Origin of the sequence: Chroococcidiopsis sp. (assembly GCF_051657925.1) — a bacterium.
GTDB lineage: Bacteria > Cyanobacteriota > Cyanobacteriia > Cyanobacteriales > Chroococcidiopsidaceae > Chroococcidiopsis.
Map to the genome: position 1 here is coordinate 13,221 of NZ_JBOFLP010000279.1, position 15,511 is coordinate 28,731.

Below are 15,511 nucleotides of genomic sequence, written 5' to 3' on the forward strand. Positions count from 1 at the left end.
CAAGTTCTCTTTTGCAAGTTCTCTTTTGCAAGTTCTCTAAAGTGAGTTAGCTTCTAGTTGGTCGATCGTCTGATATACATTGTCATATCTGCCTGCATCATATTCACTTGCGTTATGTCCACCTGCCACGTATCCAGTTATGCCTTTTAATACTCCTAAACGAATTCTCAAGTATTTTCGGCAGGACTCCCGCGCTGTCACTCCCTATCGCGTCAACCAATGGTTTAAGTGGTTATCTCCTGGTTTATCAATCAAGCGCTGGTTATTAATTAGTGCTAGTGGAGTGTGTTTAGTTGGTTTAGGTTTGGCAATCTGGATTAAACTAACACCAATTTTTTATGCAATTCAATTAGTTGAAGGGTTCCTAAATAAGGTTACAACTATTTTACCTAGCTATATTAGCGGTCCTTTAGTTTTGTTATTGGGCTTTTTGTTAATTCTCTGGGGACAATCTCGAACCGTAGGTTCAATTACTGAGGTATTCCGTACGGATGGCGATGAAGAACTAATCGATTTGCTGTTGAACTATCGCCGCTTAAATCGAGGACCAAAAATTGTGGTTGTGGGTGGTGGTACGGGGCTATCAACGCTATTAAGGGGATTGAAAACATACAGTGCTAACATTACTGCTGTTGTCACCGTAGCGGACGATGGCGGTTCCTCTGGAAGGTTGCGTCGCGAAATCGGCGTTTTACCCCCGGGGGATATTCGTAGTTGCTTAGCAGCGCTAGCATCAGAAGAAAAATTATTGACAGAACTATTTCAGTATCGTTTCAAAGCTGGAGATGGATTAGTCGGACACAGTTTTGGCAATTTATTTTTGACCGCTATGAGCGATATTACTGGAGATTTGGAACAGGCGATCGCGGCAAGTTCCAACGTTCTTGCTGTCAGAGGTCAAGTGTTGCCAGCAACTCTCAGCGATATGCGTTTGTGGGCAGAATTGGCGGACGGTCGCCGGATAGAAGGGGAGTCTAATATCACTCATGCTAAGGGTAGTATTATCAGACTCGGTTGCACTCCTACCAATCCCCCAGCACTACCCAAAGCCTTGCAAGCGATCGAGGAAGCAGACTTTATTGTTATTGGTCCTGGAAGTCTTTACACTAGTATCATTCCCAATTTGTTAGTACCAGAAATCGCCGCCGCGATCGCCAAACGGTGTCAAAAGGGCAATCCTCCGATTCCCTGTATCTACGTCTGCAATATCATGACTCAACCTGGTGAAACTCAAGGTTATTCTGTTGCAGATCACATTCGCGCGATCGATCGCGCTTGCGGGCGACATTTATTTAGTGCTGTACTCGTACAAAAGCAATCTCCTTCAGAAACTAGCTTGATTCGTTACGCTCAAGAAAATTCTCATCCTGTCTTTCTCGATCGCGAAGATGTGGCACAGTTAAAGCGACGAATTATCCTTGCTAACGTGATGGATGAAGACGAACAAGGTTTAGTACGTCACGATCCGCAGCGCTTGGCAGGAGTCCTATTTCGCTGGTACAGTCGGGCGAGTAAGATGAGAGGATGAATTCAAAAGTCAAAAGTTAAAAGTCAAAAGTCAAAAGTCAGGAGTCAAGAGAAACTAGTAACTGATAACTGATAACTGATAACTGATAACTGATAACTGATAACTGATAACTGATAACCACTCACTCAAATAATGAGAGAGCCAATTGTACTTCCGTTAACAAATGCAGCAGCAACGCGATCCCTTGGTATTAAATTAGGGCGCTGTTTGCCTGCTGGTAGTACGATTTTGTTAGAAGGCGATCTAGGTAGTGGGAAAACGACTTTGGTACAGGGGATTGGTGCGGGTTTGGGGATTAACGAGCCAATCCAGAGTCCTACTTTTACGTTGATTAGCGAGTATTTAGAAGGTCGGATACCTTTATATCATTTCGATTTGTATCGTTTAGAACCAACAGAAATTACAGAATTACAACCAGAAATTTATTGGGAAGGAATAGAGTTTGCCCCTGGAATTGTTGCAATTGAATGGGCAGAAAAATTAGATTACAAGCCTTTAGATTATCTCCAGATTCGACTGATGCATCGAAGCGATCGCGATCGCTTAGCGGAAATTTCTTGTTTTGGAGACTTTCAATTAGATGATGCCTTTATTACCTGAATTAATTGCTGTAGCTATTTTACAATTTCTAGTGATTATTGCGCCTGGAGCAGATTTTGTGGTGATTTGTCGGAACAGTTTAGTTTATTCGCGGCGAACGGGAATTTATTCTGCTCTCGGTTTAACTTTGGGAATTTTGGTTCATGCTAGTTATTCTTTAATTGGGATTGGTTTTATTATCTCGCGCTCGATTGTTTTATTTGCTTTAATTAAGTATTTAGGTGCTGCTTATCTAATTTACCTTGGTTATAAGTCATTAATAGCAAAACCAAAACGGCAACTAGAACAGCAGTCTAGACGCTCGCAGACTAGTCAAGAGCTTAGTAAGCTAGCAGCCGTCAGAATGGGTTTTATTAACAATATTCTCAATCCCAAAGTGACTTTATTCTTTTTAAGTTTATTTACTCAAGTCATTAACCCGCTTACACCTATACCGATTCAAATTTGGTACGGTTTGCAGATGGGAATGATGACTTTTGCTTGGTATACATCAGTGGCAATCGTGATGTCTCATCCCATATTTAAAGAGAAGTTATTGTCAGTGACTCATTATTTAGAGAAAGCAATGGGAGCAGTTTTAATTGCTCTAGGAATCAGGGTTGCATTATCGGGAGTAGAGAAATAAATTATCGCCGCGACGACTGTTCGACCGGATTGCGATCGCAAATTTCATAACGTCCTTTACCAGTAGTTTTTGCCCGGTACATGGTAACGTCGGCGTTGTGCAACAAATCTTCCGATCGTTCGTAACCTTTAATATTAAAGGCGATCCCAATACTAGCACTCGTATCGATCTCGTGACCGCTCAGGTGAAAAGGTAAGTTTAATTCTCGTTGAATGCGATCGGCAACATGTACGGCATCATTCGTATTTTTAATATTTTCTAGTAAGATAGTAAATTCGTCTCCTCCTAACCTGGCTACTAAGTCGTCTGGGCGCAGACAGGCTTGTAGGCGATGTGAAATTGCAATTAACAAGCGATCGCCAATTGCATGTCCGAGAGTATCGTTAACTGATTTAAATCGATCCAAATCGACAAATAAAACAGCTAATAAAGAATGTTCTTGTTGACTGCGATCGAGCGCGCTATCTAAACGTTGCATGAATAAAGTACGGTTAGCCAATCCAGTTAAAGGATCGTGCGAAGCCTGATGCATCAGTTTTTTCTCGGTGATTTGACACGCAAGAATTTCGGCGCGGAGTTGCTGATTGACTTCTGCTAATTCTCCTGTCCGTTCGCGAATTTTATTTTCTACTTCGTCGTAGGCTGACTGTAAGGCAACTTGCGATCGCTGTCGTTCCCAAGCTGATAGCGCCAAAGCAACTAAATTCGCGATCGAAGCTGTAAAATTTTGTTCTTCAATTAACCATTGGCGTGATGTTTTCTTGTGTCCGTGGCAGACAATACCTACAATCCTACCATTGAGGTAAATTGGTGCGTTCACCATTGCGCCAATTCCAAGTTTTACCAAAAATCGCTCTGCCATTTTTTTGGTTTTGGGTTCGGTGCGTACATCTGCTGTTGCTAATGCCCGCTCTTGACGCAAGGCTTTAAAGTAACCAGGATAATCTGACGCTTGCCACTCCATTCCTGTTGTATACGCAGCAGTACTGCATTGATATAAAGCCGCACACTGCAATTTTCTGCCTCCAGGACTGTACACCCACACACTGGCATACTCCACTTCTAGAGTATCGGCTGCTGCTGCCGTAATTTCACGTAAACGAGCGTTGAGGTCGCTATTTTCTGCCGTTTGTCGCTTAGCTAGCTCGGTTAAAATCTTACTGTATTTGTAATAGCGTTCTTCCCTCGCTCGTTGCTGATATTGAGAATCTGCTAAGGCTTGCAGCATATGATTAATTGCATCTGCTAAGCTTGATAACTCATCTTTATTTGCTGCTATATTTTGGGATACTGCGTCTCCCGTGCTGAGACTGCGAACATCGCTGCTGAGGCTAGAAAGCCTTGAAAACACTAATCGATCGAGTAGCATTAGCACGATCGCGCTTACAACTAAACTAACCACTAGTAGGCATAAAAATAAGTAGCGAATGCTAGCTTGTCCTTGATGGTAGATGTTTCTGGGCGTTTTGACGCTCGCCATCAGAGCAGGTTGCCCGTAAATATCCCTAATCAGAGTATATCCAGCAATAGTTTGTTCGTTGAGAGGACGCACCAAAACTTGCTGCTGCAATAAAGCAGTCCTTGCTGCTTGGAGATCGGCAGGTAGGCGCTCGTCATTAACTGCGTATAGAGCAAAATCGAGATGAGTGCGTTCGGATATGCGGGCGATCGCATCGCGGTTGAGATAGCGACCGAGAATTAAGGCTCCTTGACTCGATTTGCTCCGATCTGTTTTGCGAATCGGTCTGACAGCAATTAATATTGGGGTACGTTGGAGCAAAATTAATCCGGCGATCGCATTATCTCCCCGCCGCAACAGTTCTTTGCTAGCCAAATGTTGCTGAAGATCGCTACCAACGGGCAAGCATTTTTGACAAGTTGGATCGGAAAGTTTTCCGTAAACAATTTTCCCCGATGAATTGACAAAAGCTGCTAAGTTTAGCTGGACGTTAGCGAGACTAAGATTATCTATATTATTGTCAATATAGCTTTGATTCGAGTTGTCAAAGAACACGTAAGTTTCGTCCCATTCAGCCCAATCTGTAGCAATCAGATTGACTCGAAAAATTTCTTCATCCAAAGCTTTTTGAACTCGCTCAACCCGAGCGCGAGTCTCCTGTTGCTCTAACTGGATAAAGCTACCAAGTAAAACGGTAGACGAGGTAGTGTAAAGAACTGTAACCAGGCTAACTAGAGTAGTTCCGACAATTGGCAGTATTTTTTGGCGTAGTCTCATGGGTTTGACTTTGCTAACCCTTAAAAGCTTGACTAAAGAAGTTCCCAAATCCCATAATTGCAGCACGGCTAAGTGTAATTTCAACCCAGTTATCGCCTTCAATAATTTCAATTTTAAAAAAGTAAATTTTAAAAGCGATCGTCTGCTACCAATGAGGACTGTTAACCAATCGAGATGAATGACATTCTTAGGAAATCATAAAGCTCTATAGAGCTACCACCGTAAATTTACTGATGTCGTAAACTCCTAACATTCCCTATTTTTAAGTCCTCCGTAGGTTTGCGGTATTATATTATTTGATGTGAACTTTAGAATTTATTAATATTTTGCTATTTAAAGAAATATATCCGTAAATTTGCTGAAGCCGTTGTCAGTTGTCAGGGAGCAGGGAGCAGGGAGTAGGGAGCAGTGACCAGTGACCAGTGACCAGTGACCAGTTAACAATCCACTACACCCCACACTTCCCACACTTCCCACACTTCCCACACCCCACACCCCACACCCCACACCCTTTCTTCACTGATAACTGATAACTGTCACCAATTACTCGCCAAAACTCAAAGCTTGCCCTCTAACTTGAGTATTTAACGTGCCGCGATCGTAGACGATTTGACCGCCGACAATGGTGTAGGCAGCCCAACCAGTTAAATTCCAACCTTCAAAGGGACTCCAGCCACATTTTGTCTGTAATTCTTCTCGTCTGACGGGATGGTAGTTATTCAAATCGACGAGGACGAGATCGGCATCATAACCAGGGGCGATCGCCCCTTTATTAGGTATTTTGTAAGCTTTGGCTACAGATGTAGACATCCAATGAGATACCTGGGCGACGGTACAGCGCCCTTGCATTGCCTGTGTCAGCATTAGAGGCAAAGATGTTTCTACCCCTGGCATACCAGAAGGTGTATTGGGATATTGCTGGGCTTTCTCTTCTAAGGTGTGTGGCGCGTGGTCGGTAGCGATAAAATCGATGACACCATCGAGTAAAGCTTGCCAGAGCACTTCATTGTCGTGAGGCGATCGCAGTGGTGGATTCATCTGCGCCAAAGTTCCAATTGTTTCGTAAGCACTGGTATTGAGTAACAAGTGCTGCGGCGTAACTTCCGCCGTTACCCAACTCGGTTTGTCTTGCCGCAATAACTCAGCTTCTTCAGCTGTAGACATATGGAGAATATGCAAGCGACGTTGGTACTTTTTCGATAGTTTGATTGCTAATTGCGTAGCTAGAAGCGCGGCTTGATTGTCTTGAATTTGCGAGTGAATTGCCGGATCGTGAATGCCGGCAAATTCTTGTCGTCGTTGATTAATGCGGGCTTGATCTTCGGCATGAACGGCAATTAAGCGATTTCCCCGAGCAAAAATTGCTTCTAAATACGCTTCTCCATCTACCAATAATGCCCCGTGCATCGAACCCATAAAAATCTTGATCCCTGGTGTGGGGTGGGCAGTCAGCAAGTCGGGGAGATTTTCAGCAGTTGCTCCGATAAAAAAGCCATAATTGACCAAACACTTTTGGGCAGCTCGTTGTAGCTTGTCATCTAGCGTTTGTTGGGTCGTCGTCAGCGGACGAGTGTTAGGCATTTCCAGAAACGAAGTCACTCCACCCTTAGCACAAGCACAGCTAGCGGTGAATAAATCTTCTTTATGTTCTAGTCCTGGTTCGCGAAAGTGGACTTGCGGATCGATCGCCCCTGGTAGCAAAGTTAAACCCGTTGCGTCAATTTCCGTCACGGCTGCGTCACTGGGAGTGGGAATATTTTGGGCAATTTCAACGATCTGGCGATCGCGAGTCAGAAGATCTCCCAAGAGAAATTCTCCAGAGGGCAACAGGATACGAGCGTGGCGAATGAGTAAGCTAGAAGTAGATGACATATAGCAGTGGTAAGTCAGAAGTCGGGAGATAAGGGAGACAAGGGAGACAAGGGGGCAAAGGGAGACAAGGGAGCTTCAGGTGCAGAGGAGAGATCGGGAGCAATTCTAGCCACTAGCTACTCACTACACCCCACACCCTACACCCCACACCCTACACCCTACACCCCACAACCTTTCTTCACTAATAACTGGTCGCTGATAACTGATAACTGATAATAGAGAGAATACAATTTCTATAGATCCGATTAACAAGCAACATTTTTCACTTCACGTTTTTTTAACCTACTACCCCCTAAACAAAAGATTTAGCATCTATGTCGCGAGTCCAAAATCAAGCGCCAGAGCAGAATTCTCCTCAAGACAACGAAGGATCGTGGATTGGAGAACTAGGCAGAACGATTATCTTGAGTGTAATTTTGGCTTTGGGTATTCGTACCTTTGTGGCTGAAGCCCGCTGGATTCCTTCAGAATCAATGGTTCCGACACTCCAAAAGTATGACAAGCTGATTGTGGACAAAGTCAGCTATCATTTTGTCGAGCCGGAACGGGGCGATATTGTCGTATTTTCACCTACAGAGACAATTAAAAAAGATAATCCTAACCTGAAAGACGCTTTTATTAAACGCATTGTTGGACTGCCAGGGGATAAAGTAGAAGTTAAAGGAGAGCGGGTCTATATCAACGATCGCCCCTTACAGGAAAAGTATATTGAAGCTCCGCCACAGTACCAGTACGGACCTGTCACCGTACCACCTAATTCTTACCTAGTTTTAGGTGATAACCGCAACAACAGTTATGACAGTCATTTTTGGGGATTTGTCCCTAGAGATAATATTATTGGTCGGGCAATTGTCCGGTTTTGGCCTCTCAACCGAATTGGAGAGTTGAATTAATCTGTAGAGACTTTACACGTAACGTCTCTACAGCCAGATTTTGACAACGCGACCGTTGACTTGTTGACCCAGCCAAGGAGTATTGTGAGAGCGAGATTTTAAAGTCTGCTGTGTCACAGTCCAAGTGTGTTGGGGGTCGAAGAGAATCAATTCAGATGGCGAGTTGGGAGCGATCGCATTTACATTCTGTTGCAAGCACCCAGCTGGACGGTGACTTAACGCTTGCCACAATTCTAGGGCGGAGAATTCTCCAGTTGCTACGAAATTTTGCCAGAGCAAGGGTAAAGCGAGTTCTAAGCCAATTGCCCCAGCAGGTGCTTCCGCAAAGGCAACAGTTTTTTCTTCATAGGTATAGGGCGCGTGGTCGATCGCGATCGCGTCTATAACTCCCGTCCGCACGCCTTGGCGTAGGGCTACAACATCTTCAGGATTGCCTAAGGGTGGTTCTAACCGTAAAGCAGGATTGTAACTGCTCAAGGCTTTGGTATCGAGCAATAGATGCATCCAAGTCGTACTAGCGGTAATTGGTAAACCACGTTCTTTTGCCGTTGCGATTAACTCAACGCTACGGGCAGTAGAAACCCGCATCAGATGGACGGGAGTACCAATCGCGGCAATTAACTCTAGCAGAGCAGCCAGAGCAGTTGTTTCGGCGATCGCCGGATTGCCAGGTAAGCCGGAGCGCATAGAGTAAACACCCTCTCGCACCACTCCATTGCCAACCAGACCACGGTGACAAGCGCAGAGCGCTACTGGCTTATCTAAAGGTTTGAGATATTCCAACATCCGCCGCAACAGCCCCCAATTTTCAATTGGCTGACCGTCAGCAAAACCCACAATTCCCGCCGCCCCCAATTCTGCTAACTCCGTCATTTGCTGTCCCTGGACTCCGGTTGTGAGCGCACCCCAGAAAGAGAGCTGAGGGAATGAAGTCGTAAGTCGTAAGTCGTAAGTCGTAAGTGTTAAAGATTCGCTGACGCTCCTTTGCCCCTCTGCTCCTCTGCTCCCTGCTCCCTGCTCCCTGCTCCCTGCTCCCTGCTCCCTGAGTCTCAACGCCACAGCCGAGTTATCCACAGGCGGAACGGTATCGGGTAACAAATTGACGCGCGTGAAGCCGCCAGCAGCAGCCGCAGCTGCAAGAGTTGCCAGCGTCTCCCGTTCTTCAAATCCTGGTTCTCCCGAATGGCTGTAGAGATCTACCAGCCCCGTGCCTAGAACCAAGCCTTGACAGTCTTTAACTTGAGTATCAGCCGGATAATCGGTCAATTGTGGTGCTATTGCCGCGATCGCACTATCTACAATTAACACGTCACATGCTTGGCGATCGCTCCCCGTCACCGGATCGATAACCCGTACTTGTCGTAGTAATTCACTTGCTGTCATTTGTCATTGGTCATTTGTCATTGGTCATCTGTCATTGGACATTTATCATTGGTCAATTGTCATTTGTAATAAATCCTGGTTAGTTGTTCTTGGTTTTGACTTTTGACTTTTGACTTTTGACTTATTCATGACCACGATATTTACAACGCCCCAGCTGCGGTCTTGTCGAGTACGCCCCCGCCTAAGTGGGTGGTAATATTCATTGCTTGCAACACGGGTAAACCATTTAAGCCTTGAGGATAATCAATGACTGTCACGGCTCCGTTACCTTGGCGGAAGTTCCAAAACTGAGCGGTGGATAAACCTAAAACGTGGCACAGCAAAACTTTGTTTGTGGCATCGTGTGCCACCACTATACCTGTCTGAGGGCGATCGGCGACCGAAGCTAGCATTGTCTGCCAATCAACAACGCTGCGTTCCCAGACTTGCTGTAGATTTTCTCCTTCTGGCATTTGTACTTCACCTGGTACTGTCCGCCACCGTTCTAATTCCCCTGGAAATGTTTGCTCGATTTCTGCTTCTAATTTTCCTTCCCAAAGTCCGTGACCGATTTCTCTGAGTCCGTCGTATAACTTCAGTTGAGTTGCGGGGTGATGCTGCAAAATAATTTCGGCTGTTTCCTTGGGACGCAGCATCGGACTGCTGAAGGCAAAATCGAGTTTTACGGTTTTGAGAAATTCTGCTGCTTTACAGGCTTGTTCTCTGCCATTGTCATTGAGGGGAACGTCAATTTGCCCTTGAAATTTGGTCTGGCGGTTCCACTCAGTTTCGCCATGCCGAATTAGTAAGATTCTTTGTCCTTGGTGGTTTGGTCGGAAAGATGGTAAAACATCTCTTCCCAAATGGGCAAGCTGATTCATCGATTCAAGCTGTACGGAACCGCCTTGACCTTGACTTTCAGCAGGTGGGAAGGGGGGTTTAAAATTTAAGACGCTAATCCCGCAATTTGATTGTTGGATGGAATGATAGCGGCTGGGAGAAATGCCAATTGCGGTACTGAGGAGGGCGCGGTTAATACCGTTGTGTCCGACAATCAGGATAGTTTCCCCAGCATAGCGGGAGAGAATATCTTGCCAAAATTGTCGTGCCTGTTGGTAGAGGGCGAGGACGGGAAAATGCTCTTTTGTGCCTTGAGGCGTTTGTAGCTCCATTTTAAATTCGTGAGGAAACTCGTGCCACAAGCGGTAATCTGCGGGAAATTTCTCCTTGACTTCATGGACTGTGAGCTTTTCCCATAGGGGTAAGTCAATTTCTAATAACTGTTCTGTAACTGTTAGAGGTGTTGTCGTGGCGAAACAGTTGCGAACGATTTCTGCTGTTTGTCTGGCACGTTGCAGCGGGCTGGAGTAGATAGCGGCAAAGTTGAGATTGCTAAGGGCTGCGCCGACTTTGAGGGCATCTTCACGCCCTTGTTCTGTTAAGACTGAAACATCGCTACGTCCTTGGATGCGACGTTCGGCGTTATAGCTGCTTTGTCCGTGGCGCACGATTACAACACGAGTGGTCATTTAGATAAGAGCTAAGGTTTAGAATTCAAATTTATTGCCAGGGTCATTTTAACTTGCAGCGATCGCCATCGCTAGGGAAAAATTTTTCCCCCTGGCTGTTTCTTGCCATAATGCTCAAGAAGGGCGATCGCATTCTAGAGTGTGGCATGACAATTAAGCGGGTAGTTTTAAGTGCGTTGACGGTTTTAACAGTTTTACTGGCTGGAGCATCTTTATGGCAAAGTTGGCAGCAGCCCCAATTTCAAAGCCGCTTGGAACTCTACGAAACTAATCTTCTCTTGCGTGCTGCCGAGTGGCAATCCCAAGATAGTAGGGGTAAAGATTTGACTAATGCTCGTAAAGCTTTGTTGGGAGATAAGCCCATAGAAACGGCAATCGAGCAATATCAGGAAGCTAAGACTTCAACCCAGAAAAACATTAAAAAAGCTCTAGCACAACTCAAACAAGCGCGATCGCTACCTGAATCCGCACCAGCTACTCCTCAGCCTGAATCTGCCACTCCACCAGTGACAGAAACGTCTCGTTCTAATCAAAAGAATATCTTACAGCGATCGCTCGATCGACTAGAAAAACTCAACGCCGAAATCACCTTACGCTTGGGACTTCTACAAGCACAGCAAGGGAAGACGGCGGAGGCGGTGAAGACTTGGGAAGGGTTGAACAGAGCAGAGGAGCAGGGGAGCAGAGGAGCAGAGGAAGCAATTACCGACTCCCGACTCCCGACTCCCGACTCCCGCATAGAAGAAACAGCTAACGCTCTAATCGGACTGTGGAGCAATCCGGCGCGGTTGTTGCCTGACGCACAGCAGTTGATTCAAACTAATTTAGATGGATGGTTTCGCGATCGCGCTTTGTTGCGTCTCTACGAACTTCAGCAAAGACAAGATGCATTTGCACAACTACAAGCGGCGCAACAAGAATTAGCTGAACGAGCAATTGTCAAGCTAGCGATTATTGGTAGTTTACCCTGGCTTGCGGGTATGACTGGGTTAGGGTTGCTGATTTTTTTGATAGCTCAGAGATTGAGAAAAGGCAAAGAATCTGTTCTATCTCGAAATGAAGATACAGTTTGGGTTACACCTTGGACTGGGGAAATAGTTTGGCAGGTGTTTATTGTCGGCTTTTTCCTGATGGGACAAGTGTTAATTCCCCTGGCGCTTTCGTTTCTTGGTGTCAAGCCTGTAGGCGGACAAATTAGAATTCAGGCTTTCTACGTTTTAGTGAATTACTTATTACTAGCTACGGGAGGATTGGGAGTTTTATATTTATCGATTAAATCGTTTTTTCCCCTCCCTGAAGGTTGGTTTCGTTTTAACTGGCGAAGTAACTGGATATTATGGGGCTTTGGTGGGTATTGCGTTGCTTTGCCTTTGGTATTGCTCGTGTCAATTATCAATCAACAATTGTGGCAAGGGCAAGGGGGTAGCAATCCACTATTATCGTTAGCGTTGGAAGCACGAGATAGTGTAGCTTTGAGTGTATTCTTTTTTACTGCCGCGATCGCTGCTCCTTTATTTGAAGAGTTTTTGTTTCGCGGTTTTCTCTTACCTTCTCTTACCAGATATATGTCTGTTTGGTGGGCAATTATTTTGAGTGCTTTCTTGTTTGCTTTAGCTCATCTCAGTCTTTCAGAAATTTTACCGCTAATGACGTTGGGGATAATTTTAGGGATAGTTTACACGCGATCGCGCAATCTTTTGGCTCCGATGTTGCTGCATAGTCTTTGGAATAGCGGGACGTTGCTGAGTCTGTATATTTTGGGGAGTGGTGCTACTTGACATTTATCATATGAAGATTTTAGATCGCGCGAAGACGCAAAGACGCAAAGCGGCTTCTCGTAGAGTAGGTGCATAGAAGAAGTCTTGTGCAGAGATCTTGAGAAGATTTAGAGATTACTGTCTGGTAAAAACTCATAAAAACTCAAAATCCAATATTTGCCTGCAAGCTGTAAGAACAGTTGACAGGAAAATTCTGTAAAAATATTATTCAGCTTAACTCGCAAGTCTTGGAAAAAGCTTTAGATCTGCTTCAAAACAAGCGGCTGTAGCTGACAAATCTTCTTTACTGGTGGCAATAACGCTAGAGTGGTTACTGAGCCTTTTTTGCAAGTCACTCTAGTTGTCCTATGCAACTCGTTCCCAAAACTGAACCACAGCAAGCAGATACTAGCGCGATCGCTACGCCAACTGAGAGAATCACTCTGGATGTCCAGGGGATGAAGTGCGCGGGTTGCGTCAAAACTGTAGAGAAACAATTATCTCAACATCCTGGTGTAATTTCTGCTTGCGTGAATTTGGTGACGGAAGTTGCAGTTGTAGAGTGCGAATCTGGTGCAGTCGAACCAGTCGCCTTAGCTGAAAGATTAACAGCGGCGGGATTTGCAACGCAAGCAAGGACGGCGGAAACAGCACAAACAAACGTTGGCGAAGATATTGCAGCGAAACATCGCCAAAAAATGCGATCGGCACAGAGACAACTGACAGTAGCATCTATACTGCTCGTTCTCTCCAGTATCGGGCATTTGAGCGAGTTAGGGGGACCAGTCTTACCGATTTTAAGTAATATCTGGTTTCACTGCGGCTTAGCTACAGTCACCCTACTCCTGCCAGCACGAGAAATTTTAGTAGATGGCTGGCGAGGATTACGTCACAACGCGCCGAATATGAATACTTTAGTGGGCTTAGGCGCACTAACGGCATATACGGCAAGCCTGGTAGCTTTACTCTTCCCTCAACTGGGTTGGGAGTGCTTCTTTGACGAACCAGTGATGTTACTGGGGTTCATCTTACTAGGCAGGACGTTAGAACAACAAGCCAGAGGACGCGCCGCCACCGCATTTAGAAATTTACTTGCACTACAACCCCAAGTCGCACGGTTAATTCCAAACCCAGAAAAAGTCACGTCCCAGGGACAAAATACGAGTATTGAAATTCCTGCCGATCGCGTCCGTGTTGGAGAATGGTTGCAAGTCTTACCATCGGAAAAAATTCCCGTGGATGGGGAAGTGGCGATCGGACAAACAACAGTAGATGAGTCGATGCTGACAGGGGAATCGATTCCCGTGATGAAACAAATCGGGGACACCGTAGCAGCGGGGACGTTAAATCAATCGGGTGCGATCGCCATTCGCGCGACTCGTACGGGTAAAGACACCACCCTATCTCAAATTGTGGCATTAGTAGAAGTAGCCCAAACCCGTAAGGCTCCAGTGCAGAAATTAGCCGATACGGTAGCTGGTTATTTTACCTACAGCGTGCTAACAGTTGCAGCTTTAACATTTACCTTTTGGTACTTTTTCGGGACTCATATTTGGTCTGATGTCTTAACTGTGACAGATTGGCATCACGCGCATCACTCGCTACACACTCAACATTTAGCTCATTACTACGCTACGCACCACGCACCACGCACCACGCACCACGCACCACTTCTACTCAGTTTAAAACTGGCGATCGCGGTGATGGTTGTTGCCTGTCCCTGTGCCTTGGGACTCGCCACTCCTACAGCAATTTTAGTCGGTACGGGTATGGCAGCCGAACGGGGACTGTTAATTAAAGGTGGGGATGTCCTCGAACGGGTACACCAATTAGATACAGTGGTATTTGATAAAACTGGAACCCTGACAACTGGTCATCCTGTGGTGACTGATTGTATTGAAGTCGGAATGAGGGAGCAGGGAGCACTTAGCAGGGAGCAGGGGAGTAGAGGAGCAGGGGAGCAGAGGAGCAGGGGAGCAGAGGGAGAATTTAATTCCGAATTCCGTAGCTTGCTTAAGCGCAGGGGTATTCCGAATTCCGAATTCTCCTCACTTCTACAATTAGCAGCAGCGGCGGAAAGCGGATCGATTCATCCTCTGGCGACAGCAATTCAACAGGAAGCCAAGCAGCAGGCTTTATCAATTCCAGCAGCTAGCGAATTTCATACCGCACCAGGATTGGGAGTATCTGCTGTAGTCGAAGGACAACAGGTATTACTGGGTAATGAAGACTGGTTGACTCAGCAGGGAATAGTTATTGACGAAGCCACACAAACTCAAGCTCAAACACTTGCAACCGCAGGTAAAACAACGATCTACATCGCTGTAGCGGGGCAGCTAGCGGGTTTAATTGCAGTGATGGATACTCCTAGACTAGAGGCAAAGAAAACAGTCGAGAGCCTGCAAAAAATGGGGCTGAGAGTCATTATTTTAACTGGAGATAGACAAGAAGTTGCTCAGGCGATCGCCCAACAACTGGGCATCGCGCAAGTCTTTGCCAATATCCGCCCTGACGGAAAAGCAGGCGTGATTCAAGAGCTTCAGCAAAGCAAGCAAGAAAGCAGAGGAGAAATCCAAAATTTCCCTACTCCTCACTCCTCACTCCTCACTCCTCACTCCTCAGTTGTTGCCATGATTGGAGATGGAATCAACGATGCGCCAGCCTTAGCTCAAGCTGATGTGGGGATTGCCTTACAAGCTGGGACAGATGTAGCGATGGAGACGGCTGGGATCGTGCTGATGGGAACAAAATTAACCGATGTTGTGGAAGCAATTCATCTCAGTAGAGCGACATTTAACAAAATTCGACAAAATCTATTTTGGGCATTTGCTTACAATGTTTGCGGAATTCCAATCGCAGCAGGTGTATTACTACCAATATCGGGGTTCGTCCTCAGTCCTGCGGCGGCGGGAGCGCTCATGGCATTTAGTTCTGTTAGTGTCGTCACTAACTCCTTGTTATTACGTCGTTTAAAAAATAGACTCGATCTCAACTAATCGAGGTTAAACTAGGTCAAGAATGATTACTCAAGAGTGTGGTTGAGTAATGGATAACTCAAAAGGTTACATATTCTAGAGAGTCAAAACCTACAATAAATCACAACCCGCTT

General features: G+C 45.7%; 11 protein-coding genes. 7 read left to right on the plus strand and 4 right to left on the minus strand.

Annotated elements, in window-relative coordinates; translation table 11 throughout:
- The first annotated feature begins 139 nt into the window (after positions 1 to 139).
- The 3 genes from ACRC32_RS22875 to ACRC32_RS22885 all read left to right on the plus strand — a co-directional run bounded on the left by ACRC32_RS22875 (position 140) and on the right by ACRC32_RS22885 (position 2,753).
- Positions 140 to 1,528 (plus strand): gluconeogenesis factor YvcK family protein, encoded by a 1,389-nt coding sequence (locus ACRC32_RS22875; protein WP_438556139.1) that lies wholly within the window; start codon positions 140 to 142, stop codon positions 1,526 to 1,528.
- 132 nt (positions 1,529 to 1,660) lie between these two features.
- Entirely contained in the window at positions 1,661 to 2,128 is a 468-nt protein-coding gene (tsaE, locus tag ACRC32_RS22880; RefSeq protein ID WP_438556140.1) for a tRNA (adenosine(37)-N6)-threonylcarbamoyltransferase complex ATPase subunit type 1 TsaE, read from the plus strand.
- Complete coding sequence (locus ACRC32_RS22885; RefSeq protein WP_438556141.1) at positions 2,109 to 2,753, plus strand: LysE family transporter; 645 nt, start codon at positions 2,109 to 2,111, stop codon at positions 2,751 to 2,753. Before tsaE ends, ACRC32_RS22885 begins: the two co-directional genes overlap by 20 nt.
- A 1-nt stretch (position 2,754) precedes the next feature.
- Here the strand turns inward: ACRC32_RS22885 and ACRC32_RS22890 are convergent, their stop codons facing one another.
- Positions 2,755 to 5,100: a diguanylate cyclase domain-containing protein gene (locus ACRC32_RS22890; RefSeq protein WP_438556142.1), complete on the minus strand. Its 2,346-nt coding sequence runs from the start codon at positions 5,098 to 5,100 to the stop codon at positions 2,755 to 2,757.
- Positions 5,101 to 5,532: 432 nt separating this feature from the next.
- Positions 5,533 to 6,861: a dihydroorotase gene (locus ACRC32_RS22895; protein ID WP_438556143.1), complete on the minus strand. Its 1,329-nt coding sequence runs from the start codon at positions 6,859 to 6,861 to the stop codon at positions 5,533 to 5,535.
- 6 nt (positions 6,862 to 6,867) lie between these two features.
- On the opposite strand from ACRC32_RS22895, the gene ACRC32_RS22900 reads away from it, so the two are divergent.
- Both ACRC32_RS22900 and lepB read left to right on the plus strand, forming a co-directional pair.
- Complete coding sequence (locus tag ACRC32_RS22900) at positions 6,868 to 7,074, plus strand: hypothetical protein (RefSeq protein WP_438556144.1); 207 nt, start codon at positions 6,868 to 6,870, stop codon at positions 7,072 to 7,074.
- A gap of 101 nt (positions 7,075 to 7,175) precedes the next feature.
- On the plus strand, positions 7,176 to 7,754 hold the full coding sequence (gene lepB, locus ACRC32_RS22905) for a signal peptidase I (RefSeq protein WP_438556145.1): 579 nt from the start codon (positions 7,176 to 7,178) through the stop codon (positions 7,752 to 7,754).
- A 27-nt stretch (positions 7,755 to 7,781) separates the two neighbouring features.
- Here lepB and ACRC32_RS22910 read toward each other — a convergent pair whose 3' ends face one another.
- Positions 7,782 to 9,137, minus strand: a complete 1,356-nt coding sequence (locus ACRC32_RS22910) for a dihydroorotase (RefSeq protein WP_438556146.1) — start codon at positions 9,135 to 9,137, stop codon at positions 7,782 to 7,784.
- A gap of 140 nt (positions 9,138 to 9,277) precedes the next feature.
- Positions 9,278 to 10,645, minus strand: coding sequence for a histidine phosphatase family protein (locus ACRC32_RS22915; protein WP_438556147.1), 1,368 nt, complete (start codon positions 10,643 to 10,645; stop codon positions 9,278 to 9,280).
- Between the two features lie 146 nt (positions 10,646 to 10,791).
- On the opposite strand from ACRC32_RS22915, the gene ACRC32_RS22920 reads away from it, so the two are divergent.
- Together ACRC32_RS22920 and ACRC32_RS22925 are read left to right on the plus strand one after the other, a co-directional pair.
- Positions 10,792 to 12,423: a CPBP family glutamic-type intramembrane protease gene (locus tag ACRC32_RS22920; protein WP_438556158.1), complete on the plus strand. Its 1,632-nt coding sequence runs from the start codon at positions 10,792 to 10,794 to the stop codon at positions 12,421 to 12,423.
- Between the two features lie 347 nt (positions 12,424 to 12,770).
- Entirely contained in the window at positions 12,771 to 15,398 is a 2,628-nt protein-coding gene (locus ACRC32_RS22925) for a heavy metal translocating P-type ATPase (RefSeq protein ID WP_438556148.1), read from the plus strand.
- Positions 15,399 to 15,511: the final 113 nt, after the last annotated feature.

Coding starts and splice junctions, on each gene's coding strand:
- ACRC32_RS22875 (WP_438556139.1), top strand. CDS start 140: ATGCCTTTTAATACTCCTAAACGAATTCTCAAGTATTTTCGGCAGGAC.
- tsaE (WP_438556140.1), top strand. CDS start 1,661: ATGAGAGAGCCAATTGTACTTCCGTTAACAAATGCAGCAGCAACGCGA.
- ACRC32_RS22885 (WP_438556141.1), top strand. CDS start 2,109: ATGATGCCTTTATTACCTGAATTAATTGCTGTAGCTATTTTACAATTT.
- ACRC32_RS22895 (WP_438556143.1), bottom strand. CDS start 6,861: ATGTCATCTACTTCTAGCTTACTCATTCGCCACGCTCGTATCCTGTTG.
- lepB (WP_438556145.1), top strand. CDS start 7,176: ATGTCGCGAGTCCAAAATCAAGCGCCAGAGCAGAATTCTCCTCAAGAC.
- ACRC32_RS22910 (WP_438556146.1), bottom strand. CDS start 9,137: ATGACAGCAAGTGAATTACTACGACAAGTACGGGTTATCGATCCGGTG.
- ACRC32_RS22915 (WP_438556147.1), bottom strand. CDS start 10,645: ATGACCACTCGTGTTGTAATCGTGCGCCACGGACAAAGCAGCTATAAC.
- ACRC32_RS22920 (WP_438556158.1), top strand. CDS start 10,792: ATGACAATTAAGCGGGTAGTTTTAAGTGCGTTGACGGTTTTAACAGTT.
- ACRC32_RS22925 (WP_438556148.1), top strand. CDS start 12,771: ATGCAACTCGTTCCCAAAACTGAACCACAGCAAGCAGATACTAGCGCG.